The following is a 26,159-nucleotide window of genomic DNA, read 5'->3' on the forward strand; positions in this document are numbered from 1 at the left end:
GCCCATGGGACTCGACCTCACCCTCTTCATGGCCGACTGGGACCGGCTGCGCACGTTCCCCGTCGAGGACCGCGTCGACGCGCTCGAAGACGCGGTCTGGCCCCCGGGGCGCGACATCGAGCTGTTCGAGGAGCGCGCGGGGAAGGACGGCTGGCTCTGGCCGCCGGACGACGGCGACGGCGACGGCGACGGGCCCGCCTGGTGCGCGGAGTACAGCTTCCACAGCACCACCGGCAGCTACATATGGCACGCCCGCGCGGGCGACGGCTGGGACGACATGCGCGCCTACGCCGAACCGTCCCTCCGCGCCGCGCTCGACACCTTCCTCGCCGGCCTCATCTGGGACGCCGTCCCCGAAGAGCCCGGCGTCCTGCGGGAGTACGGGGGCGTCTTCCCCGCGGAGACGGACCCCGGCCGCGCGCGGCTCCTCCTCTTCAGCCCGCCGGAGGCGCAGCCGGAGCGGGCACGCGCCTGGGAGCGCGCGGCACCGCGCCTGGACGAGCTGCGCGAGCCGTTCGCCCTGGAGTGCGCGGAGTGGGGCGGACGGCCGGACACCTTCGAGGAGTTCACGGTGCTGCTGGGCGAGTGGGGCGACGTCGTCACGGAGTCCGCGCGGCGCGGCTGGGGCCTGGTCGGCCTGCCGTAAGGGACCGTTCGGCCCGGTCGGCGACGACTCGCAGCGGCGCGGCCTCGCAGCGGTACCGACCCGCAGCGGCGCGGCCTCGCAGTGGCGCCGCTCTCAGTGGTGCAGTTCCTCCGAGGGCAGCGTCCCGTAGCGCTCGCGGTAGCGGGCGGCGAACCGCGACGGGTGGAGGAAGCCCCAGCGCAGCGCGATGTCGGCGACCGTCGTCCCGGGCGGCTGCGGGCGTGCGAGGTCCCGGCGGGCCCGTTCGAGGCGCAGGCGGCGGAGATAGACCAGCGGCGTCATGCCGTGGTGCCCCTGGAAGGCCCGCTGGAGCGAGCGGACGCTGACCCCCGCGATCCGGGCCAGCTCGGTCGCCGTGAACGGGTGCGCGGGATCCGCCGCCATCGCCTCCACCGCCCGCTTGACCTGCCGGGGCGCGGGCGCCGCCGGACGCGCGAGCGCCTCGGCGTACTGGTGCGGGGTCACGTGCAGCATCGTGGTCAGCAGCGCGCTGCCCATCCGCGCGGCGACGCTGGGCCGGTCCAGCGTCGTGTGCGGGCCCGCGAGTTCGTCGGCGAGCATCTGGCACTGGTCGAAGAACAGCCGCGCCGGCCCCTCGCACCCGAAGGTGAAGGGGAACTCCAGCGGCTGAGTGACCGAACGCTCCAGCTCCGTCTCCAGCTCCTGCTGGAGCGCGTACCGGTCGAAGCCCAGGATCAGCACGTCGCTGTGCCGGGCCAGATGCGACTCGGCCCCGGCGAACGGACCGACCATCGTGCCCGAGCGCCGCCCCTCCTCCACGCAGCCCCGCTCGTCGCGCTGGGTCAGGACCATCTTCCCCGTGCGCGGAAAGCACAGCGAATAGAAGCTCCCCTGCGGCGGGGCCATCCAGCGGCTCTCCGTGCCGAAGCCGAGCAGCCCGAGGTTCACCGGGCCGACCCGAGCCGCCCGCATGCGGAACGCGAAGTCGGCGACGTCCGTCAGCGGCCGGTACGTCAGCGCGACGCCGAAGAAGGCGGTCATCAGGGTCCTGGCCGCGTCCACGTCGTCCGACTCCAGGCGGAAGGTGAGCCCGGGATCCGGGGTACCCGGCACCGCGTCGTCCCGGTATGCCATCGCTTCTCCTCCGAGCCCCTCCGGACCCGGCAAGGGAGACGGAGGCGCTCCGGGGGCCGCTGTGTGACGCTTTCCGGCTCAGTTTGGCGCACAGCGGCTTCCCTGATGCCCCGTATACCGAATTCACTGAACTCCATGGACGAGGAAGGAGAAGGCAGTCATATGCCTTACCCCTTGGCGCTCGACGCCACGGACGAATCAGCGGAACCCCTCGAACGCGAACGGCGCACGGTCGACGCGCTGCTGGAGCTGTCGACGGCGGCGCGTGACCGCGGCACGGACGAGCACCTGGACCTGCTGCTCGGCCACGCCCGCCGGACCCTGGCCCCCTACGGCCCGGTGGAGCACCTGGCCGCCGCGCCCCTGCCCGGAGCGGCGCCCCGGGTGACCACGGAGACCGCGCGGGTCCTGTGCTCCCTCGAAGAGGGCGCCGACCGCGGCCCGTTGGCCGAGGCGCTCGCCGGCCGTCCCACGGACGACGTGCCCCTCACCGACGGGCCGGGACAGCGCTGGCCCGAGCTGGCCGCCCGGGCCCGCGGGCTCGGCCTCCACCGCGTCGTCGCCCTCCCGCTCTGCGCACAGACCGAACCCGGCGGCACCCCGCTCGGGGCGCTCGTCGTCCTCCGGCCGCAGTCCGCCCCGCTCCCCGAGCACGCCCGGTACCTCCTGGGCGCGCTCACGGTCGCCTCGGCGGTCCAGATACGCCAGCGGCTGACCAGGGAACGCGTCGCCGAGCTGCAACACGCCCTGGACAGCCGGGTCCTGATCGAACAGGTCAAGGGGATGCTCGCGGAACGGTCCGGGCAGACGCCCGACGAGGCCTTCGCCGCGCTACGGCACTACGCGCGCACGAACCGCCGCAGGCTGCACGACCTGGCGCGCGCCATCCTCGACGGAACGGAGCCCGGACCGACGCCCTGACCCCGCCTATCCGCCTGGCCGCCCGTCCCGCCGTCCGCCGGTGCCGCTGCCGCTACTGCTGCTTCTTGCCGATCATGCTGGCCATGCCGAAGACGCCGCCGCCCGCGACCGCGAGGCCGAGCAGGGCGAAGCCCGCCTTGAGCCCCTTCCACCAGAACTCGGCGGGGGCGCCGGGCTCGTGCTCGAACATCGACTCCAGCAGATCGGTGCCGCCCGCGTCGAGGAGGACGAACACATAGCCGTTGCAGGTGCCCATGAAGACGGCGAACATCGCCAGCAGCGCGGGCGCGACGTACGCACCGGGGTTCGGGCCGCCCGTCTTGCCCGCGATCCCGCCGACGGCCACCGCGAGCACGAGCGCGAAGACGACGTACATCACGCGGAGGCCGACCTTGGAGAGGTCCTCGTAGCTGGCGAGGAGGAGCCCCGCGAAGAGCGTCGCGCCGAAGCCGGTGACGAGCCAGCTCAGCAGGAACGCCTTCACGCCGCTGCCGCGCCGCTGCGGCGGGAAGGGCATCGGCATCGGATAGCCGGGCGGCTGCATGGGCTGCATCGGCTGGCCCATGGGCGGCTGCATCGGCGGCTGCATGGGCTGCTGCGGTGGCCAAGGCTGATTCATCTGTCGTCCCCCGTGGCTGAAAACCTGAGCTGAAAGCATGAACGTACGAGCGCCAAAGGTACCAAGGCCGCTCGACCGTATCCGGTACCCTGCGAGTGCTTTTTGACATGCACGGGCATCACCACGGGGGATCACATGCGCATACGCCGCGCCATTGGCGCCGTCGCACTCGTTCTGGCCACCACCGCGCTCGCAGGATGTGCGGACGACCCCAAGGACAAGGCGTTCGGCGGCCTCGGTGACATGGACGGAATTCCGACAGGCGCGCCCTCCGGGCTCCCGTCCGCGCCGAGCGACCTGCCGAGCCTGGACGGCCCGGGGACGTCGAGCGGCGGCCTGGACGGCGGGGGCACGGGCGGCAGCACCGACCTGCCCACCTCGCCCTCGACGCCGTCGAGCGCGCCGACGTACAACCCGAGCGCGATCGGCGAGGTCAACGGGGAGAACTGCCGGTACAGCCGGGCGACGTCGCAGATCAAGTACGACGTCGACATCTCCAACTCGTCCACGGACCAGTCGTTCACGTACCGCATCTCGGTGCAGTTCAAGATCGGCAGCTCGCCGGACTCGTCGGTCGCGACCGTGCCCATCGGAACGGACTACGAGACGGTGACGGTCGGCCCCGGCGGCGACCGTACGCTCACGATGGACCAGACCCACAGCACCAACCAGGGCCTGCGGTTCTCCTGCCAGGTGATGACGGCGACGAAGTCCCCCTCGTAGCCCGGGCGGAGGGGCGCGAGCGCGATGTCGGATTCCCGCCAGTGGGCGGGGCGGGGGCGCGCACACACTTGCCGCATGCGTGTTCCCCAGGATTCCGATGACACCCTGTTCGCCCTCCTCGACGACGCGCACGCGGGCTTCGCGCGCCGCGTGCGCGCGATCGGCCCCGGCCGCTGGAAGGACCCGACGCCCTGCCCCGACTGGACGGTCACGGAGCTCGTGAACCACGCGGTGCAGGGCAACCTCGTCTACACGGCGCTGCTGGGCGGCGGGAAGGCCGAGGACTTCCTGACGTCGCTGGACGAGGACGCGCTCGGCGACGGGCCCGAGGCGGCCCTGGCCTCCTTCGAGCGGGCCGCGGCGTCCTGCGCGGCGGCGCTGCGCGAGCCCGGGGCCCTGGAGAGGCCCGTGGACTATCCGTTCGGCCCGGCCGTGGGGCGCAAGCTGCTGGGCCTGATGGTCACCGACATGACCGTGCACGCCTGGGACCTCGCGCGGGCGGTCGACGGCGACGACCAGCTTCCGCCGCGCCTCGTGGCGTGGATCGCGGCCCACGTCGAGTGGCTCTACGACGAGATGGAGGAGAGCCCCCTCTCCCCCACCAACAGCTTCCGCTACTACGCGGCACCGCTCCCGCCCGGCGGCGACGGCACGGACCCGGACGGCCCGCAGCACCGTCTCCTGCGCCTGATGGGGCGCGACCCGGGCTGGGTGGGTGCGACGCTCCCTGGCTGATCCCCCGTGACCTGCGCAGACTCTTCGGCGCAGGCACGGAGAGGAGCGGAACCATGCACGGCACGGACTGCGGACGGCTGGCGGGAAAGGTGGCGCTGATCACGGGCGCGGCCGGAGGGATCGGCCGCGCGACGGCGGAACTGTTCGCCCGCGAGGGGGCGCGGCTCGCGCTCGCCGACGTCGAGGGCGACGCGGCAGCGGACCTCGCGGCACGGCTGGTGGAGGCGGAGGGCGCGGAGAGCGGCACGGCGACCGGCGCGGCGACCGGCACGGAGGCGCTGGGCCTGGCGCTCGACGTGACGTCGGAGGAGCGGTGGGGCGAGGTCCTGGACCTGGTCGAGCGGCGCTTCGGGCGGCTGGACGTCCTGGTGAACGTCGCGGGCGTCGTGGACTGGCCCGGCATCGAGGACACCGGGCGCGAGGCGTGGGACCGCGTGATCGCCGTCAACCAGACGGGCACCTGGCTGGGCATGAAGACGGCCCTTCCGCTGCTGCGCGCCTCCGGCAACGCCTCGGTGATCAACACCTCGTCCGTGCTGGGCCTGGTCGGCAGCGGCGCGGCGGCGGCGTACCAGGCGTCCAAGGGCGCGGTGCGGCTGCTGACGAAGACGGCGGCGGTCGAGTACGCGACGCGAGGGGTCCGGGTGAACTCGGTGCACCCGGGGGTCGTCGCCACGCCCATGATCCAGGACCTCCTGGACGCGGAGGGCGACGCCCAGCCCGACGTGGCCCGCACCCCGATGCGCCGGGCCGGGCGGCCCGGGGAGATCGCGCCGGTGATGCTGTTCCTGGCGGGCGACGAGTCCTCGTTCGTGACGGGGGCGGAGTTCGTGGTGGACGGGGGCCTCACGGCCCACTGAGGGCTACGGCCTGACGGCCATGGTCTGACGGCCACGGTCTGGCGGGTTACGGCCCCTGGAGGAGGAATCCGAGGGGCGCCCGGAGGTCGTCGGGGGCGCGGTAGTGGACGCCGGACATGCCGAGGCCGGTGGCGGCCTGGACGTTCTCCAGGTTGTCGTCGACGAACAGGCACCGGGCGTGCGGGACGCCCGCGCGGGCCGCCGCGATCTCGTAGATCTCCCGGTCCGGCTTGGCCACGCCGACGCGGGCGCTGCTGACGACGTGGTGGGCGAGGTCGGTGAGACCGAGCGCCGCGAGATCCTCGTCCAGCTCGACGGTCGCGTTCGTCACGAGCACGAGCGGCATCCGCGCGCGCACGCGGCGCAGCATGCCGACCACCTCCTCGTCGGCCCGGAACGGCGAGGCGGCGAGCGCGGCGCCCAGCTCCCGCGCCCGCCCGGCGTCGAGCCGCCCGGCCTCCCGCTCGACGAGCCCGGCCGCGACGGTCTCCACCCACTCCGCCTTGGTGATCTCCCCGAGCAGCAGCGGCCGGTCCCGCTCCGGGGCGAACGCGACCCGCGCGGTGGTCCCCTCCGCGAGCCCGGCGGCCCGCTCCAGGCGGGCCAGGGGCGCCGGATCGTAGATCCGGATCACGTTGTCGAGATCGCACAGCACCGCATCGAACGGGGCGGGCCCGGCGTCGAACGGGGTGGCGTCGGTGGCGTCGGTCATCGGCCCTGAATACCACGGCGAGGACCGTCCCGCCGGGCGCCGGGCGTCCGGCGTCCGGCGTCCGGCGTCCGGTATCCGGCGTCCGGGCACCCGGTATCCGGGCCTCGGGGGCCTCCCTTCGTCCGGGCGCGGAACCGGGGCGGGGACCTTAGGATGACGGGGCGAGGCGCCGCGGGGGCAGCGTCTCCTGGCCCTGGCCAGGACGGCACGGGCCCCGACGATCACGGAGTGGCCATGGCCCGCCGCCGCCCCCGCGCGGTGAACGCCGACGACCTGCTGACCAGGCTCGGGCGGCTGACCGCCCAGGCCCGCGAGCGGGTGGAGCTCCAGCAGGCGCGGGTCGAGCTGGCCGAGGCCCTGCAGCGCGGGATGCTGCCCGCCGAGCTGCCGTCGCTGCCCGGCATCCGGATCGCCGCCCGTTACGCGCCCGCGCGGCACGGGCTCGAGATCGGCGGCGACTGGTACGACGGCTTCCAGCTCCCCGACGGCTCCCTCGCTTTCTCCATCGGCGATGTGCAGGGGCACGACGTCGAGGCCGCGGCGTTCATGGGCCAGATCCGGATCGGGCTGCGCGCGGTGGCGACGATGGCGCCCCAGGCCTGCCCCGGGGAGGTCCTCGGCCGGGCCAACGAGCTGCTGCTGGCCACCGGCTCCGAGCTCTTCGCGACCTGCGCGTTCTTCCACTTCGACCCGGTCACCCGGGTGCTCGCGGGCGCGCGCGCCGGACACGTGGGCGCGGTCTGGGCCACGGTCGACGGCCGGTCCGGGGTCATCGAGGACGAGGGCGGCCTGCCGCTGGGGATCCAGCCCGGCGAGGCGTACCCGGTGACGCGGCGGCGGCTGACGGCCCCCGGCGCGCTCGTACTCCTGACCGACGGCGTGGTCGAGGGCCCCTCGCTCCCGATCGAGCAGGGCCTCGCGCGGGTCGCCGAGGTCGCGGGTACGGGCGCGGGCGCGGCGGCGGAGGAGCTGGCCGCCGAGGTGATGGGCGTCGCCGCGCTCAGCGACCACACGGACGACGCGGCGGTGCTGGTGCTGCGGCACGACGGGGTGTCGTAATCGAACGTCGGACGAAGCGCGGCGAACGGGCGCGTGTCACATACACACGAAGCACCAGGCGTTGTCTGATGACGGGGTGTCCCGCTCGAACCCTCTCCGCAAGCTCCGCGAACCCGGCGGACTCCGCGAACCCCGCGAACTCCGCGGCCTCCGCCCCCGCCCCTCCGACCTGATCCGGGTGCTGGCGGTCGCTCTCGCCTACTACGCGGCGGGACGCGTCGGCATGCTGAAGCACGTCGAGATCGAGGGCACGATCGTCACGCCCCTGTGGCCCCCGACGGGCGTCGCGCTGAGCTGCCTGCTGCTGATGGGGCTGCGCGTCTGGCCGGGGATCGCGCTGGGCACGTTCGGGGTGATCCTCACGATCAGCACGCTCAGCCCGACGGGGCTGCTGATCGCGACGGGCAACACCGTCGCGCCGATCGCCTCCTACCTGCTGCTGCGGCGCGTCGGCTTCCGCCTCGAACTCGACCGGCTCCGCGACGGCCTGGCCCTCGTCTTCCTCGGGGCGCTCGCCGGCATGCTGATCAGCGCGACGACCGGGCCCTCGCTGATGCTGGCCCTCGGACAGGTGGACTCGGACTCCTTCTGGCCCGTCTGGTCGGCGTGGTGGACCGGCGACGCGATGGGAGTGCTGGTCTTCACGCCCCTGCTGCTCCTCGCCCGCAAGCTCCGCATGCCGAGGGACCCGCTGCGGGTGGCCGAGGGGGCGGGCCTGGCGATCACCGCCGTGGTCCTGACCCCCCTGGTCATGACGTCGGAGCTGAGCCTCCTCTTCCTGACCTTCCCGCTCCTCGTCTGGGCCGCGCTCCGCTTCCAGCTCGCGGGGAGCGCGCCGTGCGCGGCCCTGGCCTCGGTCGCCGCGACATCGGCGGCGACGGACGAGGCGGGCCCCTTCGCGAGCCACACCTTCCTGGAGGGCATGGTCACCCTCCAGGCCTTCAACGGCTCGGTCTCCCTCACCGCCCTCCTCCTCGCCGCCCTCGTCACGGAGCAGCTCAACATCCGCCGCAGCGTCGAAAGAGCCTGCCTGGAACTGACAGAACTGGTCGAACACCTCGCCCCAGGCCGCACCGGCCAAACCTGGCCCCCACAACAACGCTGACCGTCAGTCGCGGTTGACCGACTGGACCTCCTGGACCGGGACCGGCTGTTCGTTGCCGAAGACGCCGTCCGGGAGCTTGTCGCCGGTGCCGTCCGTGCCCTTCCACTCCGCGTTCCAGACGACGGACGCCTTCATCGCGTACGTCTCGCCCTTCGGCGTGGACCGCAGGTACGTCATGCCGCACGGCGGGGTCTTCTTCGCGTTCCCCTTGGTGTACGGGGTGCCGATCGTGCCGTCCTCGCCGGCCGCGCACTCCCCGGACGCCGGGTGCGTCTCCGCGTCCTCGGTCCCCGGCTCCAGCTTCAGCGCGCCGGGCTCGACCGTCGTCGTCGCGGACAGCTCCACGCCGCCGCCGAGGTCGATCGAGGCCGTCACGGACAGGGGCTTGAACGTCCCCTTGTCGAGCCACGCCCAGGTCGGCAGCCGTACCGTCTGCTTGTTCTCCGGGTTCAGCTCGACTTTCGTCTCCGGCACCTGGATGCGCTGGTACGCGAGTGCCGCGAGGATCTTCGTGTCGATCGCCCCGGGAACGTCCGGCTGCTCGCCCTTCTTCACCCAGAACGGCAGCTCCGTGCAGGACTCCCTCTTCGCCGCGTCCTTCTCGTTCGGATTGGGCACGGCGGCCCAGAACATCCCGTCGCCCTGCTTCTTGAGGTTGAAGTTCTTGTAGTCGCCCTTCGAGTACTTCTCGCGGATCGACCCGTCGATCTCCTGCTTCTTCGCGCCGTTGTCGGGCCGCTTCCCTGTCAGCTCGTACGGGGACTCGTCGACCGCCTTCTTGAGCTGCTTCGGCGTATACGTCGGGGCGTACCAGCAAGGAGGCGGCTCCCAATCCGCCCCCGAAACAGCCAAATTCCCCCCACCGTTCCCGGCTCCCCCGTCCCCACTGAACTGAACGACCCGCTGGCCCTTCGCCTCCGTCGAGTATCTGCCGTTATCCTCCTGCTGACCCTTACCGGTCGGCCCGTAGGGGACTCTCCTCGCATGCGCATCGGTGCTCCCGACCACCACTAACACGGGCACAATCAATGCGAGCACGGTTCTCGCTGCTACCTTGCGCACTCCTTCACCGCCTCCAGCTTCAATTCGTTGGTGCGGGCTCGCCAGGTCTTCGCGGACTTCGAGGCGCGTTCCATCACGAGCGTGAAGTACATGTAGTCCTTGTCGCTCGGCTTCGTCCGCAGGACCTTGCCCGTCTTGATCTCCTTGCTGAAGAACTTGGACTGGTCGGCGCAGAAGGAGACCTCGACCAGCTTCCCCTTGACGATCTCGCCGACCTTGGCCCGGTACTGGGGCCACTCGCCCGTGGCCGTGTGACGGTTCTTGACGTCTTCCTTCACGACGTCGGTGGCGAACTTCTGCGCACTCTGGAAGGGAACCGTGTGCTTCGCGATCAACGGGTCCTTGACCTTCTGCACGACGGTCCCATGGGTCATCGCCCGCATATAGTCCGCCGCCCCGTCGAGCGCTGCTGCCTTCTCCGGGTCCGAGGGCTTCTTCCAGTCGAAGGTCAGTTTCAGATCCGAGGGCAGTTTGATGTTCGAGGTGCCGAAGTCGTCGTTCGGGGCCTTGGTGGAAGGGGAGGAGGAGGCCGTCGACTTTTTGTCGTTGCCGGCGCCTTCGATCTTGTCGGACTCGGCGCTTCCTCCGTCGTCGCCGCCCCCGCATCCCGTGAGCAGCAACGCGGAGGCGGCGGCGAGGGCGGTCAGTGAGGCGGCGGTACGGGGGTGTCGCACGGTGCGCTCCCTGTGAGACGGAGGGGACGGGCGGGACGTGACGCGTACCTGACCGTAGCAACCGTAACCAGGACGTCGCTCCCCGTATCCGATGTCCGCGATTCAACGACCTCGGCTCAACGCCCGGGCTCGCGGCCCGCCCTGTCGACGACGGCGTGTTCCAGTTCGGCCTCGCTCGACAGGAGCGTGCCCTTCTTGCCGTACGGAAGGTCCTTGGTCAGGCGGCTGCGGGAGCCGAGGAAGGTGAAGTCCTTCTCGTCGAAGACCCATTCCGTGTGGACGCCGTGGCGGGTGTCCTCGCGGGCGATGCCGAGGCCCTGGCGGCCGATCGCGTCCCTGGCGCCGGGCGCGCGTGTGACGCCGGGGAGCTCGGCCGCCGCCCGGTAGAGCGCGGCGGCCGTACGGGGCGGCATCATCCCGCCCAGCAGGGTGCCGATCTGCTCGAAGACGGCCTGGTCCCGTTCGCGCTCCTTCGCGTGCGGGGTCTTCGCGTACAGGTACGCGAGCAGCTTGTCGGGGTCCGTGGGCAGTTCGCTGAGCCAGCGGTACGTGGGACGGCTGAGACCGGCGGGCGTGCCCTCCGTGTCGCCGAGTTCGGCGTTGATGGGGAGGGTCTCGCCGTCGATCCGCGACACCCCGAGCTTCCGCATCGGGCCCTGCCGCTGCGTCGCCCACGTCTCCTGCTCCTTGAGCGGACCGACCACCGCCTTTCCGCTGGTCAGATCGGCCTCGCGGATCTTCGTACGGGTGTAGACGAACTGGTCGTCCCGCACCGGCGGGGTCTTCCTCTCCCCGGCGGCGTCGGAGATCCGGTGCAGGAGCGCCGCCGCGGGCCGCATTTTCGGGGACGTCCCGCCGTTGCCGCCGTCTCCCCCGTCTCCTCCCAGCGCGATGCCCGCCGTGAGGGCGCAGGCCAGGGCGAGCGCGGTCGCCGGGATCAGGAGGGCGGGGCGCCGGAGGCGGTTCCTTCTCCCGTTGTCGCGGTCATTGTCGATGTGGCGCATCAGCAGTTCCTTGTGACGAAGGTGCTGCTCGCGCGGAAGCTCCCGTTCGGCCGGGGCCGGAAGCAGACGGGCAAGCGCCTCACGGTCGTCGCAGTCGCGGTCCTCGCGCTCGTCGTGCTCGTCGTGCTCGTTCATGAGAGTTCCTCCCGCACGGGCAGGGCCGCGAACGCGGCCGCACTTGTCACCTCTCCGCGGGCGGGACGCGGTTCCCCCTGTTCGTACTCCGCGAGCCGCGCCAGCTTCTTACGGGCGCGCGAGAGGCGCGACCGTACGGTGCCGACGGCGATGCCCAGCGCCTCGGCCGTCTGCTGATAGTCCAGCCCCGACCAGACGCACAGCGTGAGCACCTCCCGCTCCTGGCGCCGCAGTTGGCCGAGCGCCTCCTGGACGGCGCGCAGCCGCCGCGCGTCGTCGATGCGTCCGGCCGCACGCGCCGCGAAGTCCTCCTCCGCGTCCTCCGCGCGCGGCCTCGGCTGGCGCGCCAGGAAGCGGCGCCGTCTGCCCTGCGCGCGGCGGGCGTTGTCCGCCTTGTGCGTGGCGATGCCCAGCAGCCAGGGCAGCAGTGAGCCGCCGTCCTCCCGTACGCGCTCGCGCCCGCGCCACGCCGTCAGGAAGGTCTCGGACATGATCTCTTCGGCCGCCGACCAGTCGCCGGTCAGGCGCAGGCCGTGGTTGTAGACGGCGCGGGCGTGTTCCTCGTACAGGCGGGCGAACGTCTCGCGGTCGCCCGCGCGCACCCGGCGCCGCACCTCGTTCTCCGGCTCCGGCTCTGACTCCGGCTCTGAATCTGCGTCCCTCACGGTCACTTGCTCTCCGCGGGCCGGAAGGAGTTCCCGTGACCCGCGTCACGTACGCCTCGGCGGCCAGCGGTCAGCGGCCGACGGCGACGCTCAGCAGTACGGCGCCTGCCCCGTCACCGAGTACGCGACGCCCGAGAAGACCCCGAAGAGGCGGAAGAGCGCGGGCACCTCGCCCGTGACCTCGACCGTACGGTCGTCGCGGCGTGTGACGCCGGGGATGCCCTCCAACTGCGAGGCCACGGACGCCGACTGCCAGCGCACCGCCAGCGTGCGCGGCACCGTGTCCCGCGCCGGACGCGGGGCCTTGGCCGCACGGCGCACGCCCTCCGCCGCCGCCTCCTCGATCAGCTTGCGGGCCTCGGCGGCGGGGAGGAGGCGGGCGGCGAAGCGGTCGCGGGCGTACTTCACGGGCGCGGTGACCACGTCCGGGTCCCACTCGGCGGCCTCCGCGCAGGCCACGTCGTCGCCGGAGAGCATGACGACGGGGACGCCGAGCGCCGTGGCGGTCGCGTGGGCGAAGCCGATCTCGCCCATGGGACGGCCGTCGAGCCACATGTCCTCGATCTCGTGCCCCATGAAGCTGTGGCTGAGGACGCCGAGCGCGCCCGCCCGCGCGTGGTAGCCGACACACAGCATCGTGCCGAAGCCGTCGTCCAGGTCCTGCACCATGCTCATCGGCTTGGGCCTGCCGCGCACGAGTTCGGCCTCGGGGTGGATCTCGTCGGCGAGGAGATTGCGCATCGAGCTGTGGCAGTCGTTGACCAGTACGGAGTCGGCGCCGGCGGCGAGCGCGCCGCGCACGGCGGCGTTGACGTCCTCGGTCATCATGACGCGGCCCCGCTCGTAGTCCCGGCCGCCCATCTGCACGTCGTCCGCGCCGACCAGTCCGGTCACGCCCTCCATGTCCACGCTGATGTAGACCCGCACGCCGTCCTCCGTTGCCGTTGCCGCCGTCACCGCTGCCTGCTGCCCGCTGCCGTTCCCGGCCAACCTACGCGGCGGCGGCCGCCGCTCAGGCGGAGGGCGGGAGGAAGACCAGGCGGTCGGCGACGGGGTCGAGCTGGTGCGGCGGGAGGTCCGCCGTCACCGACAGGTCCTCGGCGGAGGAGAATCCGCCGACCTCGGCCCGCGTCCGTACGATCTCGGCGGCCTTGGCCACCGGCACCCGCAGCGTGCGGGCGATGATCCTGCTGGGCACGTTGTTGACGTCCACGAGCCCGCCGTCGGGGAACTCGCGGCCCTCGACGTCGGCCCGGCCGATCAGCAGCTCCAGCGCCTGCGCGGGGTCGGACTCGGCGAGGGCCCGCGCGGTCTCGCGCGCCGCGCGCGCGTCGTCGCGTGCCGCGAGCACGGCCTGCTGCCGCTCCTGGAGCGCGCGCTGCCGCGGCGTCTCCCGGTGCGGGTCGCGCCACACCGCGTTCCGGATCGCGAAGGTGTGGCCGCTGCCGACGACGATGTTGAACAGCATCCCCGTCCCGAACAGCATCTCCTGCGTGGACGACACATCCGGGTCGAAGAGGAAGACCAGCCCGGTCGCCGCGATGTACGGCACGGTCAGCAGCGCCTGCGCGACCCTCCGCAGCCGCGCCGCCGCGTGCATCATCACCGGCGCCGTCCCGAACCCCAGCGTGAGCACCGGGATCAACGCCCACAGCACACTGCCGACGAGCCGTCCCGTTCCCTGCCGGTCCCTCTTCCCCTTGCCCATGCCGATCCCCCGATCCCGCCATTACGGACGCTCCATCCCAGAATAGGCACGGAGGGGCGCTGATAGGTTCCGGTCGTATGTGGCGGGAGATCGTGGCGACGGCCGACGCGGGCGCGGAGCCCGCCTCCGGTGAACTCCTGGCGCACGTCGAGGCGGGGCTCGGGCACCCGCTCCCGGCGGCGCTCCGCGGATTCCTGGCGGAGGCCGACGGCATCGCGGACGCGTACGGGACCGACCTCGTCTGGAGCGCCGGAAGGGTGCTGCGGGAGAACCTCGCGTTCCGGGAGGAGCCGCGGTTCCGGGAGCTGTACGCGCCCTTCGACGGCCTCGTGCTCTTCGGGGACAACGGCGGCGGCGACCACTTCGCGTTCCGGCGCCCCACCGACGGCGCCGAACACGTGCTCGCGTGGGACCACGAGACCGACCACCGCTACGTGATCGCGCCGTCGTTCGCGGCGTTCCTGCGGGACGCACTCGCGAGCGACGGCGAGGACTGGTACGTGACCCGGCGCGACGAACTGATCGCGCTCGTACGGGCGCTGGCCACCGGGGCGCTGGGGACGGAGGCCGAGGAGGACGCCGCGCTCGACACGCTGCGGGCCCGCGTGCCGCACCCCCGCGTCGCCGACCTCGTCTTCCACCGGGACCCGCCGCTCACGCCCGAGGAGATCGTGGACCGCGCGATGGCGTACCGGCCGGTGGTGCTGTGAGCGGCGCTGCGGCGGCACGGGCCCGGTACTCCCCCGGCGTCACCCCGCACTCCTTCCGGAACGCCAGGTGGAACCCGACCTGGCTCTGGTAGCCGACGCGCGCCGCGACGGCGGCCGGCGGCACCGCGCCGTCGCCCAGCAGCGCGCGGGCCTCCTGGAGGCGGCGGCGCTGGAGATGGCGGGCCGGGGGCTCGCCGACGAGGTCGTGGAAGAGGCGGGAGAAGGCCGAGCGCGACATCCCCGCCTCGCGGGCCAGCGTCCCGACGGTCCAGGGGCGGTCGTACGCGCCGTAGACCGCCGCGAGCGCCCGTCCGATGCCGGGATGGCGCAGGGCCTGGAGCGCGGGGGACTCCTCCGCCGACCGCTCCATCGCGGCCCGCAGGGCGAGCACGAACACCATCTCGAACGCCCGCAGCGAGACGAGCCGCGCCCCCGGAGCCGCACGCTGCCCATGAGCCGTACGCCCCGTATCCGTACGTCCCGTATCCGTACGCCCCGTATCCGTACGCCCCGTAGCCGCACGCCCCGTAGCCGCACGCGGCAGTTCCGTCGCGAGCGCCTCCAGCGTGCCGCGCAGCAGCGGCTCCCCGGCCAGCACGGCCCGCCGCAGGACCAGGACGCGCGGCAGCGCCCGGTAGAGGGCCGGTTCGGCGGCGGCGTCGTACCGGAGCGTGGCGCACAGCATCTCCGTCTCCGCGCCGCCCTCCCCGCCGTCGCCCAGCACCACCGTGCCGGGACCCGGTCCCTCCGGCGGGAGCAGCGAGGCCAACGGGGCCGCGACGCCGCCCTCCCGTGACGCGAACGTGTGTGCCGTCCCGTACGGGAAGAGCGCGAGGTCCCCTTCCTCCACCAGGACCTCGGACGGCCCGTCGGGGAACGTCACCACGCACGACCCCCGCACCATGTGGTGCAGCACCGCGTTGCTGTCCTCGTGCCCCGCCACGGCCCAGCGGCCGCCCGCCAGCCACCTGCTGACGTACAGGCCCGTCAGCCGCAGCGGACCGAGGACATCGCTGAGGACGTCCGGTTCCGTGGCATCCATCGTGGACGATCCTTAAGTCATCGGCGTCATCTGTTGATTGAGCGTACCGAGCCGCCGTCCGAGGCTGGAACGGTGATCAGCGAAACCCGGCGGGCGCCCCTCGATCTCCTCGCCTGCACCCAGTTCGTCCTGCTCCTGGACACCTCCGTCGTCAACGTCGCGGCGCCCTCCATGGGCCGGGACCTCGGCCTCTCCCCCGCCGCGCTGTCCTGGGCGGCGAACGCCTACCTCGTCGCGTTCGGCGGGCTGCTCCTCCTCGCCGGGCGCGCCGCGGACCTGCTGGGGCGGCGCCGGGTGTACGTCGCGGGGCTCGCCCCGCTGAGCGCGGCGAGCCTCCTGGGGGCCTGCGCCCCGAACGCGGCGGCGCTCGTGACGGCCCGCGCGCTCCAGGGCGTCGGCGCCGCGCTCGCGGCGGCGGCGGCGCTGGCCCTGCTGCTTGCCCTCTTCCCCGACGGTCGAACGGCACAGGGCACTCGGCGTCTTCGCCGCGACGGCCGGGGCGGGCGGCGCCGCGGGCACGGTGCTGGGCGGCGTGCTGACGGGCTGGCTGGGCTGGGAGTCGACGTTCGCGGTGAACGTCCTCGCCGGGCTCGCGCTGCTCGCGCCCGCGCCCCGCCTCCTCCCCGAGGGGCGCGTGCCCGGGGCCGTACGCCCGCTCGACGTGCCCGGCGCGGTCACCGTGACGCTCGGCCTGACGCTCCTCGCGTACGCCCTCGTCGGCGCGGGCGAGAGCGGCCGGCCCGCCCCGGGCCCGCTCGTGTCCGGGGCCGCGGCCCTCGCCCTGCTCGGGCTCTTCGCGCGACGCAGGTCGCCGCCACCCACGGCGCGCACGAGCGGGAGGCGGGCCTCGTCTCCGGCCTGGTGAACACGAGCCTCCAGTTCGGCTCCGTACTGGGCCTCGCGGTGCTGTCGGGCGTGTCCGCCACCGTCACCGCCGGGTCCGGCGCGGCGGACCCCCGCGCGGCCCTCACGGAGGGCTTCGCCGCCGCTTTCCTCACCGGGGCCGTACTCGCGGCCCTGGCAGCCCTGTTCAGCGTCCGCCTGCGCCTCGGCGCGCGGACGGACGAACCGACGAAAGGCATGCGATGACGATCCGCCGCTATCTCGTGACCGGCGCCACCGGCGCCCAGGGCGGTGCCGTGGCCCGCCTGCTGGCGGCGCGCGGCGCCGACGTGCGCGGCCTCGCCCGGCGCTCCCGCGCGAGCCCCGCCGGGGTCGCGGTCCACGCGGGCGACCTCGGGGACGCCGCGGCCGTACGCGCCGCCTTCGAGGGCGTCACACACGCCGCCCTCACGCTGCCCCTGGAGTACGACCACGCCACCGTCGTCCGATACGCCCGCAACCTCGCCGGAGCCGCCCGCGCGGCCCGCGTGCGGCGACTGGTCCTCAACACCAATACGCCGCTGCCCGAACGCCCCACGGACCGGCCGGGGTTCGAGACCCGGCGGGCCGCCGAGGAGGTGCTGCGGGCGAGCGGCGTGCCCACGGTCGTCGTCCGGCCGACCGTCTACCTCGACAACCTGCACAGCCCCTGGCACGGCCCGGCCCTCGTCCGTGACGGCGTGCTCGCCTGCCCGCTGCCCGCGGAGCTGCCCGTGGCGTGGATGGCCCACGCCGACCTGGCCCGGGTCGTCGTGGCCGCGCTCGACCGCGAGGGCCCGGAGATGGAGGGGCGGGTGCTGTCCGTCGGGGGCCCGGAGGCGCTCACCGGACCCGAGCTGGCGGATGCGCTCGGGCGGGGGCTGGGGCGGGAGGTGCGGTACGTGCCGCTGGGCGTGGACCGCTTCGAGGCGGGGCTGGCCCGCGCCGTGGGCGCCGGGGCGGCGGCGGGCGTCGCCGGGATCTACCACCACGTCGCGAGCGGGCGGGACCCCGCCCTCCTCGCCCCGGACCCGGCGAGAACCGCCCGCACCCTGGGCGTACGCCTCACGCCCGCCGCCGAGTGGGCCGGAGCACAGCGCTGGGAACGGTGGGCGGAGGCACCCGCGCGGTAGCCCCCGAACGCCTCGCGCGGTAGCCCCCCGAACGCACCGCGTGCCTCGTCCGCACCCGGGAAGGGCGCGGACGAGGCACGCGGTGGAGCCCTACGCGGCCGGTGCGGCCGACAGGAGCGCGGCGCTACTTCTTGCCGTCGCCCTTGCCGTCCTTGCCGCCCTTGTCGCCGCCGGGGCCCATGGTCTCGTAGATCTCCTTGCACATCGGGCAGACCGGGTACTTCTTGGGGTCGCGCCCCGGCACCCAGACCTTCCCGCAGAGCGCGACGACGGGCGTGCCGTCCATCGCGCTCGCCATGATCTTGTCCTTCTGGACATAGTGGGCGTACCGCTCGTGGTCGCCGTCACCGTGCGAAGTCTGCGGCGTGGGCTCGACAAGGGTGCCGGTGCTGCCGCCGCGCTCAGGCTCACTGATGCTCATGCAATCCAAGGGTACTCAGTTCAGGGAAGGGTCGTCCGGGTACGTCGCCACGAGCGCCAACTCGCTGCGTTGCCGTCGCAGTACGGACCGCCACAGCCCCTCGGGCGCGGGCGACGACACATCGCCGGGCTCGGACTCGACCACGTACCAGGCGCCCTCGGACAGCTCGTCCTCCAACTGGCCGGGCCCCCAGCCCGCGTATCCGGCGAAGATCCGCAGCGAGCCCAGCTCGGCGGCGAGCAGCTCGGGCGGGGCCTCCAGGTCGACCAGGCCGATCGCGCCGTGCACCCGGCGCCAGCCCAGCGGCCCGTCGGCACCGTCCCGCCCGTCGGCCCCCTGGCCGCGGCCCTCGGGCCCGTCCTCCTCGGCGCGGCCCTCGCCCGCGTCGCTCCCCTCGGTACCCTCGGTGCGCTCCGCGCCTTCGGTTCCCTCGGCTCCCTCGCCTCTCCCGGCTCTTCCCGGCCGGTCGCCGCCGCCCTGTCCCGGGTACGCACGGTCCGCGCCGTCCGCCGTGTCGAGATCGGCGCGCGGGGCGGCGGCTCTGGTACGGCCCACGCCGCCCGTGGGCACCACGGCGACGCCCAGGGCCGCGTCCAGCGAGACAGGACCGCCCTGGAAGACGACGCCGGGCTCCCCGGCGAGCGCCGCCCAGGGCTCAAGGATGTCGCTGACGTCCACGGGCGTCGGACGGTTCAGCACCACGCCCAGGGAGCCCTCCTCGTCGTGGTCGAGGAGGAGCACCACCGCGCGGTCGAAATTCGGGTCGGCCAGCACCGGAGTGGCGACGAGCAGCCGCCCGGTGAGCGAGGACACCTCGGTCATAGGGCAATGATCCCGCACCCGCGCCCTCCGCGGGGACCCAACCGCCAGATCGGTTCAGCACCCGGAACAGGGGGCACTCGTAGGACTCCCCGGGGGAGCGCTCCCCCGTCCCCGCGCCGCGCGGCGGAACGGATCGGTCCGGACCGCATCGTGACGTTGCGGGAACGGAGCGTGTTATTGCGCACCTGTGACGTTCCCGCACCCCCCTCGGCCCTTCGGGAGGGGTGCGCGTGGCCATTACGATGACCTTTTGTCCCAACCCATCGCCAGGAACGCGGAGATCCATGACCGACAGCCCTGCCGACGTCCTTCTTGTCCACGGTGGCACCCCGCTGGAGGGCGAGATCCGTGTCCGTGGCGCGAAGAACCTCGTACCGAAGGCCATGGTCGCCGCCCTGCTGGGCAGCGCGCCGAGCCGCCTGCGCAACGTGCCGGACATCCGTGACGTACGCGTCGTACGAGGCCTCCTCCAGTTGCACGGCGTCACCGTCCGTTCCGGCGACGAGCCGGGCGAGCTGATGCTCGACCCGTCCCACGTGGAGAGCGCCAACGTCGCGGACATCGACGCGCACGCCGGGTCGTCCCGCATCCCGATCCTCTTCTGCGGGCCGCTGCTGCACCGCCTCGGCCACGCCTTCATCCCGGGCCTGGGCGGCTGCGACATCGGCGGCCGCCCGGTGGACTTCCACTTCGACGTGCTGCGCCAGTTCGGCGCGACGATCGAGAAGCGCGCCGACGGCCAGTACCTGGAGGCCCCGCAGCGGCTGCGGGGCACCAAGATCCGGCTGCCGTACCCCTCGGTCGGCTCGACCGAACAGGTGCTGCTCACGGCCGTCCTCGCGGACGGTGTGACGGAACTCTCCAACGCCGCTGTCGAGCCGGAGATCGAGGACCTGATCTGCGTCCTGCAGAAAATGGGCGCGATCATCTCGATGGACACGGACCGGACGATCCGGATCACCGGTGTGGACTCCCTCGGGGGCTACAACCACAGCGCGCTCCCGGACCGCCTCGAAGCCGCCTCCTGGGCGAGCGCGGCGCTGGCCACCGAGGGCAGCGTGTACGTACGCGGCGCGCAGCAGAAGTCGATGATGACCTTCCTCAACACCTACCGGAAGGTGGGCGGCGCCTTCGAGATCGGCGACGAGGGCATCCGCTTCTGGCACCCGGGCGGCCCGCTCAACGCGATCGCGCTGGAGACGGACGTCCACCCGGGCTTCCAGACCGACTGGCAGCAGCCGCTGGTCGTGGCGCTGACCCAGGCCTCGGGCCTCTCGATCGTCCACGAGACGGTCTACGAGTCGCGGCTCGGCTTCACGTCCGCGCTCAACCAGATGGGCGCGCACATCCAGCTCTACCGCGAGTGCCTGGGCGGCATGCCGTGCCGCTTCGGCCAGCGCAACTTCCTGCACTCCGCGGTCGTCTCGGGGCCCACCAAGCTCCAGGGCGCGGACCTGGTCATCCCCGACCTGCGCGGCGGCTTCTCCTATCTGATCGCCGCGCTCGCGGCCCAGGGCACGTCCCGCGTCCACGGCATCGACCTCATCAACCGCGGCTACGAGAACTTCCAGCAGAAGCTCGTGGAACTCGGCGCCAAGGTGGAACGCCCGTAACCCCTTCAGGGACCTTGCCCGGCCGCGCCCACGCGGCGGAGCCGCACATGGACACAGGCCCGCGCCCCTGACGGGGCGCTCAGGTCGTCGGGGCGGGTTCTCGTTGGGCGGTGGTGGTGACCACGGTCGTCACCACCACCGTTCCGGCGAGGAAAATCGCGGCGGCCCCCAGAAACGCGTGGCCGTGATCCGTCGTACCCGAAAGGGCCGCGAGGCCGACGGCGCCACCGATCTGCTGGGCGGTGTTCAGGACCGCGGAGGCCACCCCCGTCTCCGCGGCGGCGACCCTGGACACCGCTCCGAGGGTCATCGGCACGAACCCGGCCCCCAGCCCGAGCGCCGTCACGAGAGCGGCGGGCAGCACCGCCGTACCGTACGGCGTCTCCGCGTCGAAGCTCGCGAACCAGAACAGGCCCAGCGCCGCCACCAGAAGGCCCGGCCCCGCCAGGGCCCGCGGCGCGACCCGCGCGCTCAGCCGCGAGCTGAGCCCCGCGGCGGCGGCCATCCCGACGCTGAACGGCAGACTCGCGAAACCGGCCTTCACGGGGCTGTACCCGAGCACGAGCTGCAAGTAGAGCGACAGGAAGTAGAACATCGCGAACATCCCGCCGCCCATGAAGAGCATCGTCGCGTAACTCCCCGCCCGGTTCCGGTCCCCCAGCAGCCGCAGCGGCATCATCGGATGCGCCGAGCGCCCCTGGACGCGCAGGAAGACGGCCAGCAGCACCGCCGCGCCTCCGAAGGAGAGCAGCGTGGGGCCGTCGCCCCAGCCGTGCTCGCCGCCCCGCGTGATTCCGTGGACGAGGGCGACCAGCCCGCCCGTGCCGGTGACCGCGCCGGGCACGTCCAGCCGTCCCGGGTGCCGCTCGGCCTCCGCCAGGGTGCGGGATCCGGCGAGGATCAGCACGCCGACCGGGATGTTGATGAAGAAGACCCAGCGCCAGTCGAGCCCGGTCAGCGCCCCGCCCAGCAGCATGCCGATCGTGCCGCCGAGGCCGCCCATGGCCGCGTAGACGCCCATGGCCCGGTTGCGCGGCGGTCCCGCAGGGAACGTCGTGGTGATCAGCGCGAGCGCGCTGGGCGCGGCGAGCGCGGCACCGGCGCCCTGGAGGACGCGGGCCCCGATGAGCGTCCCGGCTCCCGGCGCGAGCCCGCCGAGCAGTGAGGCGAGCGTGAACACGGCGATGCCGAGCCGGAATATCCGGCGCCGTCCGAAGAGGTCCCCGGCGCGCCCGCCGAGGAGCAGCAGGCCGCCGAAGGCGAGCGCGTAGGCGTTGACGACCCAGGCGAGATCCGCGTCGGACACGCGCAGGTCGTTCTGGACGCTGGGCAGGGCGATATTGGTGATCGTGGCGTCGACGACCACGATGAGCTGGGCCGCGGCGATGACGAACAGGGCCGGTACGGGACGGCGTCCGGGCATGGGAAAGGCACTCCGGGGGTGGAAGGAAATCCCGTGAAGGGAGAGAGCGCGGGAAAGGGAAGGGGCTCCTTTCCCGCTCTCCATCCTTCCGTTCGAGCAACTCCGGGAACTTTTCCGCGCGTACGCGCCCGTCACCGGGAACGCGCCCCGGGAAACCCTCAATCGCCGGTGGAAGCCTCCTCCACGAGAACCGGGTTCTCGTGCGGGGTGATCACGCAGCGGGCCCCGACGCCGAGGGACCCGGCCTCCCAGCTCGGCAGGTCCGCCTTGGCCTCCGCGCCGGAGTCCGTGGTCAGGTGCAGCCGGGTGGTCCCGCCGAGGAACGTGGCGACGCGTACGGTCGCGGGCTCGCCGCCGTCCCCCTCCGCCCCCACCTTCAGGCCCTCGGGCCGCAGCAGCACCTCGACCTCCGTACCGGCGGCCGGGCACGCGCCGTGCACGGGCAGGTCGCGGCCGAGCACGGTGACGGTGCCCTTGTCGCGGACGACGCCCGGCAGCCGGTTCATCGTGCCGACGAACTCGGCGACGAAGGGCGTCGCGGGCCGCTCGTACAGCTCGCTCGGCGCGGCGCACTGCTCCAGCCGTCCGTCGCGCATCACCGCGACGCGGTCGGCCATGGACAGCGCCTCCTCCTGGTCGTGGGTGACGAACAGGGTGGTGATGCCCAGCTCCAGTTGCAGCCTGCGGATCTCCTCGCGGAGCTGGAGGCGCACCTTCGCGTCGAGCGCGGAGAGCGGCTCGTCGAGGAGCAGCACGCGCGGGCGTATCGCGAGGGCGCGGGCGAGCGCGACACGCTGCTGCTGGCCGCCGGAGAGCTGGTGCGGGTAGTGCCCGCCGCGCCCGGGCAGCCCGACGAGGTCGAGGAGTTCCTCGGCCCGCGCGGCCCGTTCGGCCTTGGCGGCCTTGCGTACGCGCAGGCCGTAGGCGACGTTCTCGGCGGCCGTCATGTTGGGGAAGAGGCTGTAGGACTGGAAGACCATGCCGATGTCGCGGCGGTGCGCGGGGACGGGCGTGACGTCCTCGCCGTCCATGAGCAGCGCCCCGGAGTCGGCGGTCTCGAAGCCCGCGACGATGCGCAGCGCGGTCGTCTTGCCGCAGCCTGACGGGCCGAGGAGGGCGACGAGTTCGCCGGGGGCGATGTCGAGGTCGAGCCCGTCGAGCGCGGTCGTACGGCCGAAGGAGCGGCGCAGCCCGTCCAGCCGCAGGCCGACTCCCGCGCGGGTGGTGGTGGGTTCCGGTGCGGTCGTGGTCATGAGGTGGTCTTCCTCCGGTCGCGGATCCGCCGGATCCGGCCCCCGGCGAGGTTGGTGAGCAGGAGCAGCAGGCCCCAGGTGATCAGCAGGCTGAGCATGGCGGCGGCGACGGAGAGCTGTGCCTCGTACTCGCCGACGTGCACCATCCACACCGCGAACGGCTCGAAGCCGAGGACCGTGGCGACGGTGAACTCGCCCAGCACCATGGCCAGGCTCAGCACCGCGCCGCTGACGATCGCGGGCCGCAGGTTCGGCACGACGACGCGCCAGAGCGTGGCCGCGCGCGTGGCGCCCAGGCTCCGGGAGGCCTCGACCAGCGTCCGCAGGTCGATCGCGCGCAGCCCGGCGTCCAGCGAACGGTGCAGGAAGGGCAGCGACATGACCGTGTAGACGAGGACGAGGACCAGCGGAAAGCTCTTGTCGTGGAGGAGCTGGAAGGTCCGGTAGAACGGCGTGGTCATCAGGTCCTCCTCCCAGGAGAGGACCGTGCTGACGCCCGCCACCAGCGCGATGGGCGGCACGATCAGCGGCACCATGCACAGCACCTCGACCAGCCGGCGCAGCCTCGGCAGCCGCAGCGTGACGACGACCATGGTCGGCACCATCAGCAGCAGGCCGAGCGCGACGGTCGCGAGCCCGAGCCGCAGCGAGAGCAGCAGGCTGCGCAGCATGCCCTCGTCGCCGATCCCCTTGACGTACGCGTCGAGGTTCAGCCCCTTCGCGGGGTCGTCGACGGTGAACCAGAGGGAGGCGGCGACCGGCACCAGGAAGTAGAGCGCGGCGGCGAACAGGACGGCCGCGCTCCCGAATCGGCTCGTCCTCATCCCAGCCACCTCTCGCTCCGGCGGCGCAGCGGTATCTGGACGGCGATGACGAGCAGCGCGATCACGACCATGTTGAGGCTCATGGCGAGCGCCAGGTTCTCCTGGCCGACGAGGACGTTGCCGGAGAGCGCGTTGGCGATCTGGATGGTGATGAGCGGCACCGAGCTGCCCGTCATCACGGCGGCCGTGGCGTGCGAGGCGAACGCGGTGCCGAACATCAGCACCGCGCCGCCCAGCAGCGACGGCATCAGCACGGGCAGCCCGACGTGCCGCCAGAACTGCGCGCGGGTGGCCCCGCAGGAGGCGGCGGCCTCCCGCCACTGGCCGCGCAGCCCGTCGAGCGCGGGCAGCACGGTCACCACCATGAGCGGCACCATGAAGTAGAGGTAGGCGAGCACGAGTCCGGTGAAGGTGTAGAGGCTGAACCCGGCGCGCTGCAGCTCCAGCAGCCGCGTCACGGTGCCGGTCGTGCCGAGCGTGGCGATGAACGCGAAGGCGAGCGGGGCGCCGCTGAAGTTCGCGAAGACACCGGACGCCGAGACGACGGCTTTCCGGAGGGCGCTGTTCCGGGAGTTGACCACGGCCTGCGCGATCACCGCGCCGAGCGCCGTGGCCAGCACGGCGGTCAGCAGCGAGAGCTTCACGCTCCCGGCGAGCCCGGTGGCGTACTGCCCGGAGAGCGAGGTCGTCACGTTGTGCAGGCTGTACTCGCTCGCCCCGCTGTCGGGGTCGATCACGGTGAAGGCGTTGTACGCCATCGTCCCGGCCGGTACGCCGAAGCAGAGCGCCATGAAGGCGAAGAACGGCACCACGGCGGGCCAGCGGGGCACCCGTCGGGGCGCCTTCCGCGGGACCTCTCGGGGCGCCTCGCGCGGCGCCTCCCCGGGCACCGTCCCGGGCGCCCGTGTTGTCTTCGTCATCGTCATCGTCAACTGACCGCCGCGCCCCAGCCCTCGCTGATCGCCTTCTGGGCCTTGGCCTCCTGAGCGGCCGAGGGGAACTTCGGCGTGCCGCTGACCTCGGGCAGCTTGGCCGCGGCCTTCTTGTCGGCGCTGCCGTCCTTCTCCATCTCCTCCAGCAGGGCGGGGCGGGAGAAGCCCTTGAGCCAGATGTTCTGGCCCTCGGGGCTGTAGAGGAACTCGACCCAGAGGCGGGCCGCGGCCGGGTGCGGGGCGTACTTGTTGACGCCCTGGTTGTAGAACTGCGAGTACTGCCCGTCCTCGGGGACGCTGACCTTCCAGTCCACGCCCTTGGACTTCAGCTCCTCGCCGTAGCCGAGGTTGAGGTAGTCCCAGTCGATGGAGATGGGCGTCTCGCCCTTCTGGATGGTCGCCTTGGTCGACTCGACGGGCACGTAGTTGCCGTTCTTCTTCAGCTTCTTGAAGAAGTCGAGGCCCGGCTTGACGTCGTCGAATCCGCCGCCGTTGGCGAGGGAGGCGGCGATCACGGCGGAGAAGGCGGAGCTGGACTCGTTCGGGTTCCCGTTGAGCGCGACCTTGCCCTTGTACTTCGGGTCGAGCAGGTCCTTGAAGCTCTCCGGGCACTCCTTGACGTCCTTGGCGTCGCAGCCGATGGAGATGTAGCCGCCGTAGTTGTTCATGAAGGAGCCGTCGGGCTGCTTCTGCGCGGCCGGAATGTCCTTCCAGCCCTTGACCTTGTACGGCGCGAGGAGCTTCTTGGACTTGGCGGCCTGCATGAAGGCCGTACCGAGGTCGAGCGCGTCCACGGCCCGGTCCTGGCCCTTGCGCTTGGCGGCGGCGTTGAGCGCGCCCTGGCTGCTGCCGCCCGGGTCCTCGTTGTTGACCTCGATCCCGTACTTCTTCTCGAAGGCGCGGATCATCTCGCCGTAGTTGGCCCAGGTCGGCGCGAGGGCGTAGACGTTCAGCTCGCCCTCCTTCTTCGCCGCCTTCACCAGCTTGTCCATCCCGCCGAAGTCGGCGGCCGAGGTGGCCTTGCCCGCCTTGCTGCCCGCGCCCTCGGCCGGCGCGGCTCCGCAGCCGGTGGCCGCGACGGACAGGGTGACGGCCGCGGTGACGGCTCCCATCAGGGTCCGGCGCCTTGGGCGGCTCAGATGATCTGCCTTCACGTGCTCCACTCCACCTGTATGGACAAGTAACTGCTTGGGCCTGGGCAAGCTAACAGGGTCGGCAGCCGCGAGCAAAGCCCTGGGCTCCTAAAAAACCGCAGCTCAAAGCGTTACGACAGAAGAGGTTTAGGGGTCACGAGAGCGGTTATACGCATCGCTCGCACCCGTCGAGATGCGCGATCCTGTGCGCAGGTGACATGATCAGGCCCACGGCACACCGCAGTCACGCGGTCACGCAGTCCCGGCAC

29 protein-coding genes and 1 pseudogene are annotated in these 26,159 nt (G+C 72.7%); 13 read left to right on the forward strand and 17 right to left on the reverse strand.

Going from position 1 to position 26,159, the window contains the following annotated elements:
• Positions 1-4 precede the first annotated feature (4 nt).
• Positions 5-646: a hypothetical protein gene (locus ABD343_RS28040; RefSeq protein WP_344532116.1), complete on the forward strand. Its 642-nt coding sequence runs from the start codon at positions 5-7 to the stop codon at positions 644-646.
• 93 nt (positions 647-739) lie between these two features.
• Here ABD343_RS28040 and ABD343_RS28045 read toward each other — a convergent pair whose 3' ends face one another.
• A complete protein-coding gene (locus tag ABD343_RS28045) occupies positions 740-1,741 on the reverse strand; it encodes an AraC family transcriptional regulator (protein ID WP_344532117.1) in 1,002 nt (333 codons plus the stop codon).
• 162 nt (positions 1,742-1,903) lie between these two features.
• Between ABD343_RS28045 and ABD343_RS28050 the strand changes: the two genes are divergently transcribed.
• Entirely contained in the window at positions 1,904-2,662 is a 759-nt protein-coding gene (locus ABD343_RS28050) for an ANTAR domain-containing response regulator (protein ID WP_344532118.1), read from the forward strand.
• A gap of 52 nt (positions 2,663-2,714) precedes the next feature.
• Here the strand turns inward: ABD343_RS28050 and ABD343_RS28055 are convergent, their stop codons facing one another.
• Positions 2,715-3,281 carry a hypothetical protein gene (locus tag ABD343_RS28055; protein WP_344532119.1) on the reverse strand — a complete coding sequence of 189 codons (567 nt, stop codon included), beginning with the start codon at positions 3,279-3,281 and terminating at the stop codon, positions 2,715-2,717.
• A 135-nt stretch (positions 3,282-3,416) separates the two neighbouring features.
• Here ABD343_RS28055 and ABD343_RS28060 point away from each other — a divergent pair, with 135 nt between their 5' ends.
• The 3 genes from ABD343_RS28060 (at position 3,417) to ABD343_RS28070 (ending at position 5,599) form a co-directional block, all read left to right on the forward strand.
• Positions 3,417-4,004, forward strand: a complete 588-nt coding sequence (locus ABD343_RS28060; RefSeq protein ID WP_344532120.1) for a hypothetical protein — start codon at positions 3,417-3,419, stop codon at positions 4,002-4,004.
• Between the two features lie 75 nt (positions 4,005-4,079).
• On the forward strand, positions 4,080-4,739 hold the full coding sequence (locus ABD343_RS28065; RefSeq protein WP_344532121.1) for a TIGR03086 family metal-binding protein: 660 nt from the start codon (positions 4,080-4,082) through the stop codon (positions 4,737-4,739).
• Positions 4,740-4,792: 53 nt separating this feature from the next.
• Positions 4,793-5,599, forward strand: coding sequence for an SDR family NAD(P)-dependent oxidoreductase (locus ABD343_RS28070; protein ID WP_344532122.1), 807 nt, complete (start codon positions 4,793-4,795; stop codon positions 5,597-5,599).
• Between the two features lie 46 nt (positions 5,600-5,645).
• Here the strand turns inward: ABD343_RS28070 and ABD343_RS28075 are convergent, their stop codons facing one another.
• Positions 5,646-6,311 carry an HAD family hydrolase gene (locus ABD343_RS28075; protein ID WP_344532123.1) on the reverse strand — a complete coding sequence of 222 codons (666 nt, stop codon included), beginning with the start codon at positions 6,309-6,311 and terminating at the stop codon, positions 5,646-5,648.
• Positions 6,312-6,545: 234 nt separating this feature from the next.
• Between ABD343_RS28075 and ABD343_RS28080 the strand changes: the two genes are divergently transcribed.
• Together ABD343_RS28080 and ABD343_RS28085 are read left to right on the forward strand one after the other, a co-directional pair.
• Positions 6,546-7,370: a PP2C family protein-serine/threonine phosphatase gene (locus ABD343_RS28080; protein ID WP_344532124.1), complete on the forward strand. Its 825-nt coding sequence runs from the start codon at positions 6,546-6,548 to the stop codon at positions 7,368-7,370.
• Positions 7,371-7,539: 169 nt separating this feature from the next.
• Positions 7,540-8,475, forward strand: coding sequence for an MASE1 domain-containing protein (locus tag ABD343_RS28085; RefSeq protein ID WP_344532274.1), 936 nt, complete (start codon positions 7,540-7,542; stop codon positions 8,473-8,475).
• A 3-nt stretch (positions 8,476-8,478) separates the two neighbouring features.
• Here ABD343_RS28085 and ABD343_RS28090 read toward each other — a convergent pair whose 3' ends face one another.
• From ABD343_RS28090 to ABD343_RS28115, 6 genes are all read right to left on the reverse strand, one after another.
• Complete coding sequence (locus ABD343_RS28090) at positions 8,479-9,327, reverse strand: hypothetical protein (protein ID WP_344532125.1); 849 nt, start codon at positions 9,325-9,327, stop codon at positions 8,479-8,481.
• Between the two features lie 197 nt (positions 9,328-9,524).
• Positions 9,525-10,211, reverse strand: coding sequence for a hypothetical protein (locus ABD343_RS28095; protein WP_344532126.1), 687 nt, complete (start codon positions 10,209-10,211; stop codon positions 9,525-9,527).
• 116 nt (positions 10,212-10,327) lie between these two features.
• Positions 10,328-11,350 carry a CU044_5270 family protein gene (locus ABD343_RS28100; RefSeq protein ID WP_344532127.1) on the reverse strand — a complete coding sequence of 341 codons (1,023 nt, stop codon included), beginning with the start codon at positions 11,348-11,350 and terminating at the stop codon, positions 10,328-10,330.
• Entirely contained in the window at positions 11,347-11,964 is a 618-nt protein-coding gene (locus tag ABD343_RS28105; RefSeq protein ID WP_344532275.1) for an RNA polymerase sigma factor, read from the reverse strand. Before ABD343_RS28105 ends, ABD343_RS28100 begins: the two co-directional genes overlap by 4 nt.
• A gap of 141 nt (positions 11,965-12,105) precedes the next feature.
• Positions 12,106-12,942, reverse strand: coding sequence for a M55 family metallopeptidase (locus tag ABD343_RS28110; RefSeq protein WP_344532128.1), 837 nt, complete (start codon positions 12,940-12,942; stop codon positions 12,106-12,108).
• Positions 12,943-13,027: 85 nt separating this feature from the next.
• Entirely contained in the window at positions 13,028-13,723 is a 696-nt protein-coding gene (locus ABD343_RS28115) for a ComEA family DNA-binding protein (protein ID WP_344532129.1), read from the reverse strand.
• A gap of 77 nt (positions 13,724-13,800) precedes the next feature.
• On the opposite strand from ABD343_RS28115, the gene ABD343_RS28120 reads away from it, so the two are divergent.
• The gene (locus ABD343_RS28120) at positions 13,801-14,433 is read left to right on the forward strand and encodes an SMI1/KNR4 family protein (protein ID WP_344532130.1); all 633 of its coding nucleotides are present in this window, start codon (positions 13,801-13,803) and stop codon (positions 14,431-14,433) included.
• Here ABD343_RS28120 and ABD343_RS28125 read toward each other — a convergent pair.
• On the reverse strand, positions 14,378-15,475 hold the full coding sequence (locus ABD343_RS28125; protein WP_344532131.1) for an AraC family transcriptional regulator: 1,098 nt from the start codon (positions 15,473-15,475) through the stop codon (positions 14,378-14,380). The genes ABD343_RS28120 and ABD343_RS28125 overlap by 56 nt on opposite strands.
• Before the next feature lie 72 nt (positions 15,476-15,547).
• Between ABD343_RS28125 and ABD343_RS28130 the strand changes: the two are divergent.
• The 4 genes and pseudogenes from ABD343_RS28130 to ABD343_RS28145 all read left to right on the forward strand — a co-directional run.
• A pseudogene (locus ABD343_RS28130) lies at positions 15,548-15,880 on the forward strand (MFS transporter); the annotation flags it as partial.
• 31 nt (positions 15,881-15,911) lie between these two features.
• Positions 15,912-16,340 (forward strand): hypothetical protein, encoded by a 429-nt coding sequence (locus ABD343_RS28135; protein WP_344532283.1) that lies wholly within the window; start codon positions 15,912-15,914, stop codon positions 16,338-16,340.
• Positions 16,337-16,564 carry a hypothetical protein gene (locus tag ABD343_RS28140; RefSeq protein ID WP_344532284.1) on the forward strand — a complete coding sequence of 76 codons (228 nt, stop codon included), beginning with the start codon at positions 16,337-16,339 and terminating at the stop codon, positions 16,562-16,564. The genes ABD343_RS28135 and ABD343_RS28140 overlap by 4 nt, the downstream gene beginning before the upstream one ends.
• Positions 16,561-17,469 carry an SDR family oxidoreductase gene (locus ABD343_RS28145; protein WP_344532132.1) on the forward strand — a complete coding sequence of 303 codons (909 nt, stop codon included), beginning with the start codon at positions 16,561-16,563 and terminating at the stop codon, positions 17,467-17,469. Before ABD343_RS28140 ends, ABD343_RS28145 begins: the two co-directional genes overlap by 4 nt.
• 124 nt (positions 17,470-17,593) lie before the next feature.
• Here the strand turns inward: ABD343_RS28145 and ABD343_RS28150 are convergent, their stop codons facing one another.
• Both ABD343_RS28150 and ABD343_RS28155 read right to left on the reverse strand, forming a co-directional pair.
• Complete coding sequence (locus ABD343_RS28150; RefSeq protein ID WP_344532133.1) at positions 17,594-17,890, reverse strand: DUF3039 domain-containing protein; 297 nt, start codon at positions 17,888-17,890, stop codon at positions 17,594-17,596.
• Between the two features lie 15 nt (positions 17,891-17,905).
• Complete coding sequence (locus ABD343_RS28155; RefSeq protein ID WP_344532134.1) at positions 17,906-18,712, reverse strand: YqgE/AlgH family protein; 807 nt, start codon at positions 18,710-18,712, stop codon at positions 17,906-17,908.
• A gap of 284 nt (positions 18,713-18,996) precedes the next feature.
• Between ABD343_RS28155 and murA the strand changes: the two genes are divergently transcribed.
• Positions 18,997-20,325, forward strand: a complete 1,329-nt coding sequence (gene murA, locus ABD343_RS28160; protein ID WP_344532135.1) for a UDP-N-acetylglucosamine 1-carboxyvinyltransferase — start codon at positions 18,997-18,999, stop codon at positions 20,323-20,325.
• A 79-nt stretch (positions 20,326-20,404) separates the two neighbouring features.
• On the opposite strand, the gene ABD343_RS28165 is transcribed toward murA, so the two are convergent.
• The 5 genes from ABD343_RS28165 to ABD343_RS28185 form a co-directional block, all read right to left on the reverse strand.
• A complete protein-coding gene (locus tag ABD343_RS28165) occupies positions 20,405-21,748 on the reverse strand; it encodes an MFS transporter (protein WP_344532136.1) in 1,344 nt (447 codons plus the stop codon).
• A 158-nt stretch (positions 21,749-21,906) separates the two neighbouring features.
• Positions 21,907-23,001 (reverse strand): ABC transporter ATP-binding protein, encoded by a 1,095-nt coding sequence (locus tag ABD343_RS28170; protein ID WP_344532137.1) that lies wholly within the window; start codon positions 22,999-23,001, stop codon positions 21,907-21,909.
• Positions 22,998-23,825 carry an ABC transporter permease gene (locus ABD343_RS28175; RefSeq protein WP_344532138.1) on the reverse strand — a complete coding sequence of 276 codons (828 nt, stop codon included), beginning with the start codon at positions 23,823-23,825 and terminating at the stop codon, positions 22,998-23,000. Before ABD343_RS28175 ends, ABD343_RS28170 begins: the two co-directional genes overlap by 4 nt.
• Positions 23,822-24,751 carry an ABC transporter permease gene (locus tag ABD343_RS28180; RefSeq protein ID WP_344532139.1) on the reverse strand — a complete coding sequence of 310 codons (930 nt, stop codon included), beginning with the start codon at positions 24,749-24,751 and terminating at the stop codon, positions 23,822-23,824. Before ABD343_RS28180 ends, ABD343_RS28175 begins: the two co-directional genes overlap by 4 nt.
• 2 nt (positions 24,752-24,753) lie before the next feature.
• Positions 24,754-25,869, reverse strand: a complete 1,116-nt coding sequence (locus ABD343_RS28185) for an ABC transporter substrate-binding protein (protein WP_344532140.1) — start codon at positions 25,867-25,869, stop codon at positions 24,754-24,756.
• Positions 25,870-26,159: the final 290 nt, after the last annotated feature.

It is taken from the genome of Streptomyces albiaxialis, assembly GCF_039530985.1.
Classification (GTDB): Bacteria; Actinomycetota; Actinomycetes; order Streptomycetales; family Streptomycetaceae; genus Streptomyces; species Streptomyces albiaxialis.

Coding starts and splice junctions, on each gene's coding strand:
- ABD343_RS28040 (WP_344532116.1), top strand. CDS start 5: ATGGGACTCGACCTCACCCTCTTCATGGCCGACTGGGACCGGCTGCGC.
- ABD343_RS28045 (WP_344532117.1), bottom strand. CDS start 1,741: ATGGCATACCGGGACGACGCGGTGCCGGGTACCCCGGATCCCGGGCTC.
- ABD343_RS28050 (WP_344532118.1), top strand. CDS start 1,904: ATGCCTTACCCCTTGGCGCTCGACGCCACGGACGAATCAGCGGAACCC.
- ABD343_RS28055 (WP_344532119.1), bottom strand. CDS start 3,281: ATGAATCAGCCTTGGCCACCGCAGCAGCCCATGCAGCCGCCGATGCAG.
- ABD343_RS28060 (WP_344532120.1), top strand. CDS start 3,417: ATGCGCATACGCCGCGCCATTGGCGCCGTCGCACTCGTTCTGGCCACC.
- ABD343_RS28065 (WP_344532121.1), top strand. CDS start 4,080: ATGCGTGTTCCCCAGGATTCCGATGACACCCTGTTCGCCCTCCTCGAC.
- ABD343_RS28070 (WP_344532122.1), top strand. CDS start 4,793: ATGCACGGCACGGACTGCGGACGGCTGGCGGGAAAGGTGGCGCTGATC.
- ABD343_RS28075 (WP_344532123.1), bottom strand. CDS start 6,311: ATGACCGACGCCACCGACGCCACCCCGTTCGACGCCGGGCCCGCCCCG.
- ABD343_RS28080 (WP_344532124.1), top strand. CDS start 6,546: ATGGCCCGCCGCCGCCCCCGCGCGGTGAACGCCGACGACCTGCTGACC.
- ABD343_RS28100 (WP_344532127.1), bottom strand. CDS start 11,350: ATGAACGAGCACGACGAGCACGACGAGCGCGAGGACCGCGACTGCGAC.
- ABD343_RS28115 (WP_344532129.1), bottom strand. CDS start 13,723: ATGGGCAAGGGGAAGAGGGACCGGCAGGGAACGGGACGGCTCGTCGGC.
- ABD343_RS28120 (WP_344532130.1), top strand. CDS start 13,801: ATGTGGCGGGAGATCGTGGCGACGGCCGACGCGGGCGCGGAGCCCGCC.
- ABD343_RS28125 (WP_344532131.1), bottom strand. CDS start 15,475: ATGGATGCCACGGAACCGGACGTCCTCAGCGATGTCCTCGGTCCGCTG.
- ABD343_RS28145 (WP_344532132.1), top strand. CDS start 16,561: ATGACGATCCGCCGCTATCTCGTGACCGGCGCCACCGGCGCCCAGGGC.
- ABD343_RS28150 (WP_344532133.1), bottom strand. CDS start 17,890: ATGAGCATCAGTGAGCCTGAGCGCGGCGGCAGCACCGGCACCCTTGTC.
- ABD343_RS28155 (WP_344532134.1), bottom strand. CDS start 18,712: ATGACCGAGGTGTCCTCGCTCACCGGGCGGCTGCTCGTCGCCACTCCG.
- murA (WP_344532135.1), top strand. CDS start 18,997: ATGACCGACAGCCCTGCCGACGTCCTTCTTGTCCACGGTGGCACCCCG.
- ABD343_RS28165 (WP_344532136.1), bottom strand. CDS start 21,748: ATGCCCGGACGCCGTCCCGTACCGGCCCTGTTCGTCATCGCCGCGGCC.
- ABD343_RS28170 (WP_344532137.1), bottom strand. CDS start 23,001: ATGACCACGACCGCACCGGAACCCACCACCACCCGCGCGGGAGTCGGC.
- ABD343_RS28175 (WP_344532138.1), bottom strand. CDS start 23,825: ATGAGGACGAGCCGATTCGGGAGCGCGGCCGTCCTGTTCGCCGCCGCG.
- ABD343_RS28180 (WP_344532139.1), bottom strand. CDS start 24,751: ATGACGATGACGAAGACAACACGGGCGCCCGGGACGGTGCCCGGGGAG.
- ABD343_RS28185 (WP_344532140.1), bottom strand. CDS start 25,869: ATGGGAGCCGTCACCGCGGCCGTCACCCTGTCCGTCGCGGCCACCGGC.